Here is a 12,248-nt window from a genome sequence, read left to right as displayed (position 1 = left end):
GGTCCTGTTCCTCAATCTCGGCATCTCGTCGCCATGGATCGTCGTTCCGGCAGCGCTGTTGGTCGGGGCGACTGTTGGCGCCGCGAATGGCGCGCTTGCCACCATCGTGCGCATCCAGCCGATCGTGGCGACGAGATGCGGAGATTGAGGAACAGGACCTGGATGACCAGGGCGTTGACGAAGCCCATCAGCGGGCCGGCGGAGATGTCGATGCCGCCGCGTCCCGCCAGGATGACCGGCGCCGAGGCGACGGCCGCGCCGATCAGGGGAGCGGCCAGCCCGAGCAGCGTGCCCCAGGACGAAGGCTGAAAACGCGCCGGATTGAGCGCGACGTTGAGCACCAGCAGGACGACGAGCATCACGACAGCAAAGCCGACGCCGCGCAGCTTGCGAAGGGTCGGGCTCATGCGGCGCGTCCGAACATGGCGGCGATCACCGTATCGGTGGTCATCTCGGCGCCGGAGAACTCGGCCGATACGCGCTGCTCGCGGAACACCAGCACGCGGTGGCAGAGAAGCAGTATCTCCTCGATCTCGCTGGACAGGATCACCAAGGCCATGCCCTCGGCGGCAAGGCCGCGGAAGACGTCATAGAGCACGTGCCGGGTCGCCACGTCGACGCCGCGCGTCGGGTCGTTGAGCAGAAGGAAGTTTGGCTCCAGCGCAAGGGCGCGGGCGAGCAGCACCTTCTGCTGGTTGCCGCCGGACAGCGTGGTTATGGCCGCGTCGGGACGCGGCGCGACTATGCTGAGCCTTTGCCTATAGGTATCGTAGCGACGACGTCGGGCGGCGAAGCTCAAGAGGCCGAAGCGGCGGTCGTTCGACACGGTGGAAATGGCGAAATTGTCGAGCACCGATTGAGTCGGGAAAATGCCGGTCGAGCGGCGATCGCGCGGCAGATAGGCGATGCCGCCGGCGACGGCTTTGCGAAAGCTGGTGATCGATCCGGCCTTACCGTCGACAGCGATGTCGCCCGCGACCGGACGCTCGAGCCCGGCCAGCGCGCGCAGGAAGCGTTCCTGACCATGGCCGTCGAGCCCGGCAAGACCGACGATCTCGCCCGGCGCGATGGTCTGGCTGATCGGATCGACACCCGGCGCGATGACCAGCCCCCGCACATGAAGCGCCTTTGTCTCAGCCATGCGCCAGCTCCGCTGCCGTTTGCGGCGCCATCGCCGCCAGGAGCTCGGCCGGGGTCGAGGTGCCGCGCTCCTCGGTCTTCACCACGCGGCCGGCGCGCAGGATGGATATGCGGTCGGACAAAGCCATCACTTCGTCCATGCGGTGCGTGATGAACAGGATCAGCGTGCCCGCCCCGGCCATGGCGCGCATCAGCGCGAAGACCGACTCGCGGTCGGCGAAGTCGAGCGCCGCCGTCACCTCATCGAGGATCAGGACACGCGGGTTGCGGATGACGGCGCGGGCGAGCACGACAAGCTGCCTTGCGGCAAGCGGCAGCTCGCCGCACGGCCGGTCGAGATCGATCGGCGTCACCGCGAAGCGGCCGAGCGCGGCCTGCGCCCTGGCGCGCCGCTCGCCGCGCGGCACGCCTCGTCGCCACAGGCCGTCGAGGCCGAGAAGGATGTTGTCGGTCACCGAACGTTCAGGCGCGACCAGCACCTCCTGGAACACGGTGGCAAAGCCCGCGGCCTGAAAGGCGGCGGGCTGCGCTCCGGAAAACGCTTTGCCATCGAGCAGGATCGCGCCGCCATCCGGCTGCACGATGCCGGACAACAGCTTCACCAGCGTGCTCTTGCCCGAGCCGTTCTCGCCCAGGATGGTATGGATCGTGCCGGGACGGAAGGCGATCGACGCCTCCGCCAGCGCGACGGTTTCGCCATAGCGCTTTGAAACGCCTTGGACCTCGAGCATTTTTCTTCCCGGAAAGGAGAAGCCGACTCCTCAGCAGGAGCCGGCTTCGCGTGACATCACTTGGCGCAGGCGTCCGGCACCTTGGAATAATCCCAGCCCTTGGTCGCCGCGGGATTGGTGAAATAGGCGTCGAGCACGTCCTCGGGCATCGGGTCGGTCGGCGGCACAGGGAAGACCGATACGGCATCCGGCGTCATGCAGTCCTTGTACCATTTGTCGAGCTCGGCGGCATGAACCGGCGGGATCGGGATCAGCAGCGTGTTGAGCTTCGGCTTCTGGCCGTCGAGCATGCGCTCGCCGACACGGAACAGCGTCTGCGCCGTCCAGCCGGGCAGTACCGCATGGCCCTCGAAGCGGTACTTGTCGGGATTGGCTTTCCAGTAGCCGAGCGCGTCGCCAGTGATCGAGCCGGTGATCAGCGGCGCCGGCCGTCCGGCTTCGGCGAAGGCTTCGGCGACGACGCGGCTTTCGCTGCCGGTCGTCCACACAGCGTCGATCGGCGCCGGATTGGTGGCGATCGCCTGCAGCACCACTGTCTTGGTGACGTTGGCCGTCCAATTGCCGTTGACGGTGCGCGCGACCTTGAGCCCCTTGTTCTCGGACAGCGCCTTGTCGGCGCCCTGCTTTTCCTGGACGACGATCGGATGTCCGCCGATGCCTTCCACCACCAGCACGCTTGAGTCGGGCTTCACCTTGCCGATCGCCGTCATCATGTCATAGCCCCAGCGGGCATAGTTGGAATCGACATTGATGGCGTTGGGGCTGGTGATGGAACCCGCAGCGGTGATGAAGGGAATGCCCGCCTTGGCTGCAGCATCGACAGCGTCGTCGAGCGCTGTCGCCGAGCCCGGGATCTAAGTGATGATCGAGCATTTCTTGTCGATGAAGGCGCGGATCTGGTTGATCTGCTGGCTCGCGTCGTTGTTCGAATCCGACACCTCGAAGCTCGACACCGTGCCGCCGGCGATGAGGCCATCGACCAGCCGCTTCAGCTCCTTGGTGACCGAGACGCGCCACGGATTGCCCTGGTAGCTCTCCGAATGGCACCACTTCCAGGGCTTCGCCGGCGGCGTGAAATTATCCCAGGCCGAGGGCAGCACTTTCTGCGGCGCGCCGTCATATTGCGCCTTGAGGTCGGCGGGCAGGCCGTCGATCACCGACTTCACGTCGGCGGCATGGGCGGCGAACGGGATCGAGACTAAGGCGGTTGCGGCGAGCAGGCCGCGTATCAGGCTGGTCATTTTTTCCTCCCTTGGTGCAGTGAAACTAGCCGGCGGCGGCCGGCGCGAAACTCTCCCGGAACAGGCGATTGATGTCGGCGACGACGCGGCCCGCGTCCTGTCTGCCGGCAAGGCCTTCGTTGATGCGGTCGGAGGCCTGCTGCTGGAACGGCATGTAGCCGTCATGGCGGGGGCGGACCCAGGCGCCTTCGAGCGTCGCGCGCGTGGCGCGATAGAAATTACCAGTCGCGGCGTTGACGGCGTCATCCTCCCAGGCGGCGGCATGGCCGGGCTGGCCACCGGCGGCGGCGTAAGGGCCGCGCTGCACATCGCCGCTGGCGATCCAGTAAGCGAAGTCGATCGCCGCCTCGCGCGCGGCGGAAAAGGCGGAGACGGCAATGCCGGTGCCGCCAAGCGCGGAGCCGACCGGGTCGTTGCCGCCGACGACCGGCATGTCGGCAAAGCCGAGGCGATGCGGCCGAAAACCCGCCGCCGCATAGGAAACATAGCCATAGATCAGCGGCGCGCAGGCGATGCGCGAGCCCGGCTCGGCCATTTTCTCGAATACGGTGATCGGGTCCATCGTCAGGCATGCGGGATCGACGAGCGCCGCGATCGCGCTCAGCATCTCGAAGGCGGTTTCGCCGGTTTCGCCATCGATGAGGTCAACCGAGCCGTCGACCGTGCAGGGCCGGCCGAGTTCGGCGGCCAAAGTGTAGAAGCACATCAGCGAGTGCGGCGGCCTTAGCGGCAAGAGCACGCGGCCCTGCTCGGCAAGCGCCAGCACTTCGGTCCAGATCACCGGCGCGGCTTCGATCAAATCCGGCCGCCAGGCCTGCACCTGGGTGGCGGCGTCGATCGGAAAAGCCCATTGCCGCTGTTGCCAGGTGTAGCTCGGGTAGGATTTGCCGACACTGCCCCTGGCCAGCGCCTCGCGTTCCGCCTCGCGTCCCGGCACATCGAGCGGCGCCAGGCATTTCTCGGCGGTGATCTGACCGACATGCGGATGGTCGATGACGATCAAATCATAGGCGCGGGCGAGCTCTTCGACCGGGAAGGACTCGAAATCCTGCAGCGAGCGCTTCTCCCATTCGATCGAGACGCCGGTCTTTTCCTGCCACAGCGCCGAGCAAGCCATCATCGGGTCGTAGCCGCGCGGATGGCTCCAGGTCATGCCTTTCAGAAAACCACCGCTCACAGGCCGAACTCCGCGCGGATCTTCTCGCTGTGCTCGCCGATGCGCGGAGCGGCCCGATCCACCTTGGCGCGGGCGCCGTCGACGCGCAGCGGCGAACGCGTGGTGAGGATCGAGACATTGTCCTCCCGCGTCACGGTCTGCAGCATGTCGAGCGCCTTGAAGCCGTCGTTTTCCATCAGTTCCGGCCAGGTCAGCACCTTGGCGCACCAGATGTCGGCGGGCTCGAGAATGGCCAGCCACTGGTCGGTGGTTTTTTCGGCGATGCGCCTGGCGATGATGGCCTTGATCTCGTCGCGGGCGGTGAACCAGGTCGCGGGCTTGTCGCGGAACGGGTCGAGCTCGGGCAATTCGAGCAGATCGGCAATCTTCGGGATCGGCGTCATGGCGATCGCCAGGTAACCGTCCTTGGCCGGATAGATGCCGTAAGGCGCCGAGAGATAGGCATGGGCGCTGCGAAAGGACGAGCGCTTCGGCAGGCGGCGGCCGTCGTTGAGATGCGTGGTCAGCACCTCGAACTGGAAATCGACCAGCGCCTCGAGCAGGCTGGTCTCGACATGGCCGCCCTCGCCCGTGATGCCGCGCCGCACCAGTTTGGCGAGGATGCCTTGCGCGCAGGCCGCGCCCGCCAGCATGTCGGCGATCGCCAGCCCGAACGGCACCGGCCCCTGCTCCTCGTCGCCGTTCAGCCACATCACGCCGGAGCGCGCCTGGGCGAGCAGATCCTGCCCCGGGCGCTTCACCCAGGGGCCGTCCTCGCCATAGCCGCTGATCGAGGCGTAGACGAGCCGCGGGTTGATGGTGCTGACATGCTCGTAATCGAGGCCGAGCCGCTCGATGACGCCCGGCCGGAAGTTCTGGATCAGCACGTCGGCCTTGGCGATCAGGCCGCGCAGCGCGGCGAGATCGGCCTCGTTCTTGAGGTCGACGGCCAGGCTCTCCTTGCCGCGGTTGATGGCATGGAAGATGGTGGAATCGCCGCCGATCTCGGTGTCGCTGAGATAGAGCCGGCGCGACAGATCCCCGCCATCCGGCCGCTCGATCTTGATGACGCGCGCGCCGAGGTCGAGCAGGCGCAGCGAACAGTAAGGCCCCGACAGGAACTGGCTCATGTCGACGACCACGAGGCCGGTCAGCGGAAGTTCAGCGTCAGCGGCCACGGTTCACTTCTCGGTCTTGCCGACGAAATCGGCCGGGTTCTTGTATTTCACCGTCTGCAGATGCTCGCAGTAGAGCACGAGCTCTCCTTCACCCTTGAAGACTTCATAGCGGGCGCGGATCAGGCCCATGTCGTGATAGCGCGGCTTTTTGTCGAGGTTGGTGCGGATCGAATAAATGGTGTCGCCGATGAAGACCGGCTTGATGAAGCGGAGCTTGTCATAGCCATAGGAAAAGGCGTTGACGCAGTTGGTGGCGACCAGCCCAAGCCCGGCCGAAAAGACGAAGGCGCCGGCCACCAAGCGCTTGCCGAAAATGCCTTCCCGCTCGGCGAACATCTGGTCCTGGACGTAAGGGTGGATATCCAGCACCAGCGCATTGAACATATGGCTTTCACCCTCGGCGATGGTGCGACGGAGCGAGCGGATTTTGCGGCCGGGCTGCCAGTCCTCGTAGAACCAGTTTTCCGAATTCCAGACGGGGATGTCGGCATGCGCCTCAGGCATGTCGGCCGGATGCGTCGAGGCGACGCCGACGGTCGGCGAGAACGCGCTCATGCCGTGCTCCGGGAGCTTTCGGCGCGGCCCGCAAGGCGGTTCCGGGCACGATGCCGGATGGCGAGATGCATAGTCGCTTTCCTCCCGTCAATTTTCTTTTGTGAATAATATTTTCACATATGGGATTGCCTTGCAAGCGACGATCGGCGAAATTTTTGCAAAGCCGGCACAGGCGGAGGAGCCGCCGGTATTGTTGTTTCGCAGGTTCTCTTCGCAAAACCGTAAGACACTTTTGCGGAACCGGCTTAGGGAGGAAGATCGATGCAAAGCGCCTGTCTTGTCTTTGTCGGCAGCCTCAACCGCGAGGCGCCCTATTTCCAGGGCGCACGCGGCGTCGGCCTCGGCGTCTACGCCTTCGACGAGGCAACGCTTGCCATTCAAAAACTTGCCGAGACCAATGAGGTCGACAATCCGACCTTCCTGTCGGTTACGCCGGACGGGACGCTGATCTATGCCAATTCGGAAGTCTTCGCCTGGCGCGAGGGAACGGTCACGGCCTATCGCTTCGACCGCGCCACCAACTCTCTCGCCTATATCAACAAGCAGCCATCGCTCGGCAGCATCACCGCCCACAACACAATCACCCGCGACGGCAGCAAGCTTCTGGTCGCGAATTATGGCATGGGCAGCGGCGGCCCCGACAAGGCGGTTGCGGTGTTCGGCTTTGCGGCCGATGGCGGCCTGACGGCGCCGCTGGCGAGCGTCGCGCATTCCGGCACCGGCCCCAATGCAGAGCGGCAGGAGCGCTCGCATGCGCACAGCGTCACCGAGACCATCCAGGGCGGCGTCGCCATCGTCGCCGATCTCGGCATCGACCAGCTGATCTCCTACCGGATCGAGCCGGACGGCGCGCTGGTGAAGCTCGCGTCGTCGGCGCTCGCGCCCGGCGCCGGGCCGCGCCATGTCGCGCTGCATCCGAACGGCCGCTTCGGCTTCGTCATGAACGAGCTGGACTCGACGGTCGTGTCGTTGGCGCTTGAGCCGTCTTCAGGCAGGCTTGAACTGATCGACACCAAGCCGGCGGTACCCGCAGAGGCTCGCGCGCACAATCACTGCGCCGACATCCAGATCTCGCCCGACGGGCGCTTCCTCTACGGCTCCAACCGCGGCCATGACAGCGTCGCGATCTCCGCCGTCGATCAGCAGACGGGAAAACTCCAAACGGTGGACTTCACGCCATGCGGCGGCCCGACGCCGCGTAACCTGGCGCTGACGCCATCCGGCAGGCATCTCTTCTCAGCCAACCAGAACGCCGACCGCATCTCGATCTTCGCACGCGACGAGCAAAGCGGCCGGCTGACCGACACCGGGCAGGCCATCGAGATCGGAACGCCGATGTGCGTGCGGATCACGCGCGACCTGGCTCAATTCTAGAGCGCTTCACCGTTTCACGGAAACGGCGAACAGCTCTATCTCCTTGTTTTTACGCAATTCCGGACGGAAAACCGCTCACACTTTTCCTGGAATTGCTCTAACGGCTGGCGTTGCCTACTGGCTGACCCGGGCGAACGTGCCGGCATAGATCTGGCCGGCAAGCGCGTAGGTGACGTTGAGCGTTCCGGGCGACGGCATCGTGGCGGTGATGTCCGCGCCGTTCGGCAGGCGCCCGAGCTTTAACGTGTTGCCGGAAATCCTGCCGGATCCGTCGGCGACGCCCGGCTTGTTGTCGGCCAGGTCGCCCCATGCGTAGCTGACCGTCACCTGCCCGCCCGAGGACACGGTCAGCACCGCCAGCTTGCCGTCATACATGCCGTTGAGCTGCCCTGCCCAGATGCCGGAGAAGGCGGCGTATCTCGCCGGAACGCCCTTGCCGGGCGGAACGACCGCGACCGTCTGATCGAGCACCGCCGAATTCGGCAAGGCCGGAGCGGGTGCAGCGGCTGGAGCGGGTTGCGGGTCAGCAACAGGATGGGAGCCAGGAACAGGCTGTGTGTCTGGAGTCGACTGGCAAGCGACAAGCGCGGCCACAACGCCCAGCATCGGCAAGAGACTGCTTGATCGCGCAAGCAGTCCGGATCGAACCCGTCCCTGTGCCAGTTTCCCACCCAAAACCGGAATTCTCATAAGCATCCCTCTGACAGGAAGCCACTTAGCCTAGTTGCCGTCGCCGGCATAGGGGTTTCCTCGGGCACTTTCCTTTGTACCCGGGCCAAACAATCGGGCGAGCAGGTCATCCCAGGGACGCCGTGGCCCAACGGGAATTCATCGCAGGAATGTCAAAGCCAGTTCAAATTTCAGGGCCATCCATCTATTGAGACGGCGCGCCGCCGGGGAGCAGCAGAAAGCCCTGTTCGCCAGTCGAATACCACAATCCCAGATACAGCAACGCCAACAATATCGCGACGATCACCGCAATCCGGACCAGAACGCGCATGACGTTGTTACCTGCTGCGCCGACACCTTCCGATTCAATATACCGAAAATGCGGCCGGCAAAATCGTCGAGACCTGCGGTTCCGCCTCAACGGCTCTTATGCCGACCTGCCAACTCTTTCGCCGGATACGGCCTGCGTCGCTTCCGTCCGGGCAGCTTTTCAAGGGGCGATAGCTCCACTTGCGAGCATTCATCGAGCGCCGTCGGGGGGGCGTGATGCTGGAACTCCCGCCGACGCCCCACGTTCCCAAGAAACCAGCCGCGATTGCGCTCCACCGATCCGAGCAAAGATCGTTTGTCGATTTTCTTCGAGAAGAACGCGATAGAGCAGGGAGTTCCAGCATGGCTTTCACGCTTGAGAGCCCAGCCTTTGAAACCGGGCAGACCATTCCCGAGCCCTTTGTCCGCAACGGAGGCAACTTGTCTCCTCCCCTGCAATGGAAGAACGCGCCGACCGGGACCAGAAGCTTCCTGCTTGTCGTCGAGGATCCCGACGCGCCGCGCGGCATGTTTCGCCATTGGGCAGTCTATGACATCGCCGCCGGGCGGGATCGCCTGCCCGAAGGCACTGCCGGGCCGGAGAGTTTCCGCCAAGGCGTGAACGACTTCGGCAACGCCCATTATGACGGTCCCCAGCCGCCAAAAGGGCATGGCGTCCATCACTATCACTTCCGCCTTTCGGCACTCGACGTGGAGACGCTGGAATCCAGCGGAGAAACGGCAATCGCCGACCTTCTGGCCCATGCGGGACCGCACATGATCGCCACCGCCGAGCTTGTCGGCACCTATGAAAGCCGCTGACGCGCGATCCGAAGTGGCCTGTTGGCGTTCGATCGTGCCCCGTTCGAACAAGGAGAAAAACGATGCCGGACAAGAAAACCATCGAAAAGGCGCGCAAGGACAAGCGCGAAGGCAAATCGGCAAGCACGCAGGCCGGTGAATTCGTTCACGCGGAAATCGATAAAGTCCGCCAAGGCAAGCACGGCGCCCGCTCAACCAAGCAGGCGATCGCCATCGGCCTTTCGGAAGCGCGCCGCGCGGGCGTCGACCTGCCGCCGCTCAAAAAAGGCGACGTGAAGGAGACCACGCGCAAGAGCGCCAAATATGCCTACGAGGCAGGCCAGGGCGAACGCAAGCCGAAGCGCCAGCCGAAGCTCTCGAAGGCGGTGTCGAAGGTGCTCGAGGGCGAGCCGAAAAGCGCCGCCTCCCACAAGGCCCTGTCGCGGCAGGCCAAGAGCGCCGCATCCGGCCGCACGGCCGCAGAGCGGTCGGCGGCGGCCAGGAAAGCCGCGCAGACCAAAGGCGCCGCCGGACGGTCAGCGGCTGCGCGCAAGGCAGCCAGAACCCGCGGCGTGCGCGGTTAGTCTCGCCACATTGCGTCCAGGCCACCCCTACGAGCTCGGGCGCGCCGCGGCCAAGCGCGTGCAGCGGTGACGATTTCTGCCGCTAAGAATCTGCGCAGGAAGGACTGTTTGGTGGAGCCAATCGGAATCGAACCGACGACCTCTTGAATGCCATTCAAGCGCTCTCCCAACTGAGCTATGGCCCCACTCCGGCAGTCAGCCGGCGCCGTTTCCGGCGAAGAGATCCGGCGCGGTTGGGAACCGCGCCGTCGTTTAATGCTGGCGGCTTCTAGCGCCGCCTTCGGTCAAGATCAAGCCTTCAAAGACCGCTTTTTCGTCACAGGCGAAAATCGCCGGCAAACAATCGCGCCGAGGTCTAAAATCAGACCTCGTCCTCGTCATCGCCGACGCCGATCATGTCGGAGACGTCATCGTCCTCTTCTTCTTCGTCGGCAAGGAAGGTATCGTCCTCATCATCGCCGAGATCGACGTCGTCATCCTCGTCGTCGCCGAGATCGGGAAGATCGTCGCCGCCGCCCTTGGCTTCCTCGTCGGCGTCCTCGAGCGAGACAACTTCGGCGCCTTCTTCCTCGTCGCCGTCCACTTCCTTGTCGGCGACTTCCTCATCTTCCTCGAGGGCGGAAATCTTGCCTTCGTCGAAATAAGAGCGCGGATAGCTCTTGCCCGTATAGGGCGAGACAATCGGATCTTTGTTCAGGTCGTAGAATTTCCGACCCGTTTCGGGGTCGACACGCTTGGTGCCAAGTTCAGCTTTTGCCACGTCAGGCCTCGTCAAAAAAAGAATGGTCCCCTTAACCGCAGTTTTCCGCGCTGTCAAAGCCAAAAGACATGTGCTCGAAACCCGCTTTTCAAAGGCTTGCGCCAAGGGGATGACCATTGCCGCGCGCCGTGATACGAGACCGCCGCATCATGACGAACCGGGCCGGCCAGCCGGCCTTCCATTTGGAAGACAAAATGTCTCATTCCGCCGCCGCTAAACAAGCCACGGCCCGCAAATCCCCTGCCCTTGCCGGCACCGCGCGCGTGCCGGGCGACAAGTCGATCTCGCACCGCTCCTTCATGTTCGGCGGCCTTGCCTCGGGCGAGACGCGCATCACAGGCCTGCTCGAGGGCGAGGACGTGATGCGCACCGGAGCTGCCATGAAGGCGATGGGCGCACACATCGAGAAGAACGGCGCCGAGTGGGTGATCCGCGGCACCGGCAACGGCGCGCTGCTGCAGCCGGAAGGGCCGCTCGATTTCGGCAATGCCGGCACCGGTTCGCGCCTCACCATGGGTCTCGTCGGCACCTATGACATGGAGACCACCTTCATCGGCGACGCCTCGCTGTCGGGCCGGCCGATGGGCCGCGTGCTGGACCCGCTGCGCCAGATGGGCGTGCAGGTGCTGAAGGCGGCGCCCGGCGACCGCATGCCGATCACGCTGCGCGGCCCGAAGCATGCTGCGCCGATCACCTATCGCGTGCCGATGGCGTCGGCCCAGGTGAAGTCGGCGGTGCTGCTTGCCGGCTTGAACACGCCCGGCATCACCACGGTGATCGAGCCGGTGATGACGCGCGACCACACCGAAAAGATGCTGAAAGGCTTTGGCGCGAACCTGACCGTGGAGACCGACGAGCGCGGCGTGCGCCACATCTTCATCGAAGGCCAGGGCAAGCTCACCGGACAGACGATCGCCGTGCCCGGCGACCCGTCCTCGGCCGGCTTCCCGCTGGTGGCGGCGCTGATCGTGCCGGGCTCGGACATCGTGATCGAAAACGTGCTGATGAACCCGACCCGCACCGGCCTGCTTCTCACATTGCAGGAAATGGGCGGCCGGATCGATATCCTCAATCCGCGCAATGCCGGCGGCGAGGACGTGGCGGATTTGCGCGTGCGCTATTCCGAGTTGAAGGGCGTTACCGTACCGCCGGAACGCGCACCGTCGATGATCGACGAATATCCGGTGCTGGCGGTCGCGGCCAGCTTCGCCGAGGGCGAGACGCTGATGCAGGGCCTGGAGGAATTGCGCGTCAAGGAATCCGACCGGCTGTCGGCGGTCGCCAACGGGCTGAAGCTCAACGGTGTCGACTGCACCGAGGGCGAGGCATCGCTCGCCGTGCGCGGCAGACCGGGCGGCAAGGGGCTGGGCGCTCACCCCAATGGACCGGACACGGCGGTGAAGACGCATCTCGACCATCGCATCGCGATGAGCTTCCTGATCATGGGGCTGGCCACCGAGAAGCCGGTGACCATCGACGACGCGAACATGATCGCGACGAGCTTTCCGGAATTCATGGGACTGATGAAGGGATTGGGCGCGGAGATCGAGTGACGGCGATGGCAATCGCAAACTTTCGAGATTGGCACCCAACATCCGTCCCGTCGTCATCCTGGGGCGGAGCGAGGAGCGAAGCGACGCGGCGCAGACCCCAGGATCCATGCCGTGACGCCAACGCGCTGCAGCGGTGCAGAATTCTGGTCCGTGGCATTCTTCGGCTGATGTCACGGCATGGATCCCAGGGTCTCCGC

At 64.7% G+C, this 12,248-nt stretch carries 15 protein-coding genes and 1 tRNA gene; 4 read left to right on the top strand and 12 right to left on the bottom strand.

Annotated elements, in window-relative coordinates; translation table 11 throughout:
- Positions 1-11 precede the first annotated feature (11 nt).
- Genes EOA28_RS02645 through EOA28_RS02615 form a run of 8 tightly spaced genes read right to left on the bottom strand, consistent with a single transcriptional unit; the run spans position 12 to position 6,001 of the window.
- Positions 12-407 (bottom strand): hypothetical protein, encoded by a 396-nt coding sequence (locus EOA28_RS02645; protein WP_245501462.1) that lies wholly within the window; start codon positions 405-407, stop codon positions 12-14.
- Positions 404-1,141, bottom strand: coding sequence for an ATP-binding cassette domain-containing protein (locus EOA28_RS02640; protein ID WP_126079844.1), 738 nt, complete (start codon positions 1,139-1,141; stop codon positions 404-406). The genes EOA28_RS02645 and EOA28_RS02640 overlap by 4 nt, the downstream gene beginning before the upstream one ends.
- On the bottom strand, positions 1,134-1,871 hold the full coding sequence (locus EOA28_RS02635; protein ID WP_126079845.1) for an ATP-binding cassette domain-containing protein: 738 nt from the start codon (positions 1,869-1,871) through the stop codon (positions 1,134-1,136). Before EOA28_RS02635 ends, EOA28_RS02640 begins: the two co-directional genes overlap by 8 nt.
- Positions 1,872-1,927: 56 nt before the next feature.
- Positions 1,928-2,725: a substrate-binding domain-containing protein gene (locus EOA28_RS39960; protein ID WP_281059025.1), complete on the bottom strand. Its 798-nt coding sequence runs from the start codon at positions 2,723-2,725 to the stop codon at positions 1,928-1,930.
- Positions 2,726-3,112: a hypothetical protein gene (locus EOA28_RS39955; RefSeq protein WP_245463145.1), complete on the bottom strand. Its 387-nt coding sequence runs from the start codon at positions 3,110-3,112 to the stop codon at positions 2,726-2,728.
- Positions 3,113-3,137: 25 nt separating this feature from the next.
- Positions 3,138-4,265 carry an extracellular solute-binding protein gene (locus tag EOA28_RS02625; protein ID WP_189341905.1) on the bottom strand — a complete coding sequence of 376 codons (1,128 nt, stop codon included), beginning with the start codon at positions 4,263-4,265 and terminating at the stop codon, positions 3,138-3,140.
- 20 nt (positions 4,266-4,285) lie between these two features.
- Entirely contained in the window at positions 4,286-5,446 is a 1,161-nt protein-coding gene (locus EOA28_RS02620; RefSeq protein ID WP_127249692.1) for a CaiB/BaiF CoA-transferase family protein, read from the bottom strand.
- Positions 5,447-5,449: 3 nt separating this feature from the next.
- Positions 5,450-6,001: a MaoC family dehydratase gene (locus EOA28_RS02615; RefSeq protein ID WP_127249693.1), complete on the bottom strand. Its 552-nt coding sequence runs from the start codon at positions 5,999-6,001 to the stop codon at positions 5,450-5,452.
- Positions 6,002-6,262: 261 nt separating this feature from the next.
- Between EOA28_RS02615 and EOA28_RS02610 the strand changes: the two genes are divergently transcribed.
- Positions 6,263-7,375 (top strand): lactonase family protein, encoded by a 1,113-nt coding sequence (locus EOA28_RS02610; protein ID WP_127249694.1) that lies wholly within the window; start codon positions 6,263-6,265, stop codon positions 7,373-7,375.
- A 114-nt stretch (positions 7,376-7,489) separates the two neighbouring features.
- On the opposite strand, the gene EOA28_RS02605 is transcribed toward EOA28_RS02610, so the two are convergent.
- The gene (locus EOA28_RS02605; protein WP_245463144.1) at positions 7,490-7,846 is read right to left on the bottom strand and encodes a hypothetical protein; all 357 of its coding nucleotides are present in this window, start codon (positions 7,844-7,846) and stop codon (positions 7,490-7,492) included.
- A gap of 403 nt (positions 7,847-8,249) precedes the next feature.
- Entirely contained in the window at positions 8,250-8,375 is a 126-nt protein-coding gene (locus EOA28_RS40830) for a hypothetical protein (RefSeq protein WP_281058740.1), read from the bottom strand.
- Between the two features lie 341 nt (positions 8,376-8,716).
- Between EOA28_RS40830 and EOA28_RS02600 the strand changes: the two genes are divergently transcribed.
- On the top strand, positions 8,717-9,175 hold the full coding sequence (locus tag EOA28_RS02600) for a YbhB/YbcL family Raf kinase inhibitor-like protein (protein ID WP_127249695.1): 459 nt from the start codon (positions 8,717-8,719) through the stop codon (positions 9,173-9,175).
- A 62-nt stretch (positions 9,176-9,237) separates the two neighbouring features.
- Positions 9,238-9,738: a DUF6496 domain-containing protein gene (locus EOA28_RS02595; protein ID WP_127249696.1), complete on the top strand. Its 501-nt coding sequence runs from the start codon at positions 9,238-9,240 to the stop codon at positions 9,736-9,738.
- A gap of 109 nt (positions 9,739-9,847) precedes the next feature.
- On the opposite strand, the gene EOA28_RS02590 is transcribed toward EOA28_RS02595, so the two are convergent.
- Together EOA28_RS02590 and EOA28_RS02585 are read right to left on the bottom strand one after the other, a co-directional pair.
- Positions 9,848-9,923, bottom strand: a tRNA-Ala gene (locus EOA28_RS02590).
- Between the two features lie 176 nt (positions 9,924-10,099).
- On the bottom strand, positions 10,100-10,498 hold the full coding sequence (locus tag EOA28_RS02585) for a TIGR02300 family protein (RefSeq protein ID WP_126079851.1): 399 nt from the start codon (positions 10,496-10,498) through the stop codon (positions 10,100-10,102).
- Between the two features lie 194 nt (positions 10,499-10,692).
- On the opposite strand from EOA28_RS02585, the gene aroA reads away from it, so the two are divergent.
- Positions 10,693-12,051: a 3-phosphoshikimate 1-carboxyvinyltransferase gene (gene aroA / locus EOA28_RS02580; RefSeq protein WP_127256349.1), complete on the top strand. Its 1,359-nt coding sequence runs from the start codon at positions 10,693-10,695 to the stop codon at positions 12,049-12,051.
- Positions 12,052-12,248 lie beyond the last annotated feature (197 nt).

This window comes from Mesorhizobium sp. M2A.F.Ca.ET.067.02.1.1 (assembly GCF_004023285.1).
Taxonomy (GTDB): Bacteria; Pseudomonadota; Alphaproteobacteria; order Rhizobiales; family Rhizobiaceae; genus Mesorhizobium.
The sequence above is the reverse complement of the archived record's forward strand: the minus strand, read 5'-3'. Positions and strand labels throughout refer to the sequence as shown.

What these genes read in the sequence shown, in the direction of transcription:
- EOA28_RS02645 (WP_245501462.1), bottom strand. Translation starts at nt 407, where the DNA reads ATGAGCCCGACCCTTCGCAAGCTGCGCGGCGTCGGCTTTGCTGTCGTG.
- EOA28_RS02640 (WP_126079844.1), bottom strand. Translation starts at nt 1,141, where the DNA reads ATGGCTGAGACAAAGGCGCTTCATGTGCGGGGGCTGGTCATCGCGCCG.
- EOA28_RS02635 (WP_126079845.1), bottom strand. Translation starts at nt 1,871, where the DNA reads ATGCTCGAGGTCCAAGGCGTTTCAAAGCGCTATGGCGAAACCGTCGCG.
- EOA28_RS39955 (WP_245463145.1), bottom strand. Translation starts at nt 3,112, where the DNA reads ATGACCAGCCTGATACGCGGCCTGCTCGCCGCAACCGCCTTAGTCTCG.
- EOA28_RS02625 (WP_189341905.1), bottom strand. Translation starts at nt 4,265, where the DNA reads ATGACCTGGAGCCATCCGCGCGGCTACGACCCGATGATGGCTTGCTCG.
- EOA28_RS02615 (WP_127249693.1), bottom strand. Translation starts at nt 6,001, where the DNA reads ATGAGCGCGTTCTCGCCGACCGTCGGCGTCGCCTCGACGCATCCGGCC.
- EOA28_RS02610 (WP_127249694.1), top strand. Translation starts at nt 6,263, where the DNA reads ATGCAAAGCGCCTGTCTTGTCTTTGTCGGCAGCCTCAACCGCGAGGCG.
- EOA28_RS40830 (WP_281058740.1), bottom strand. Translation starts at nt 8,375, where the DNA reads ATGCGCGTTCTGGTCCGGATTGCGGTGATCGTCGCGATATTGTTGGCG.
- EOA28_RS02600 (WP_127249695.1), top strand. Translation starts at nt 8,717, where the DNA reads ATGGCTTTCACGCTTGAGAGCCCAGCCTTTGAAACCGGGCAGACCATT.
- EOA28_RS02595 (WP_127249696.1), top strand. Translation starts at nt 9,238, where the DNA reads ATGCCGGACAAGAAAACCATCGAAAAGGCGCGCAAGGACAAGCGCGAA.
- aroA (WP_127256349.1), top strand. Translation starts at nt 10,693, where the DNA reads ATGTCTCATTCCGCCGCCGCTAAACAAGCCACGGCCCGCAAATCCCCT.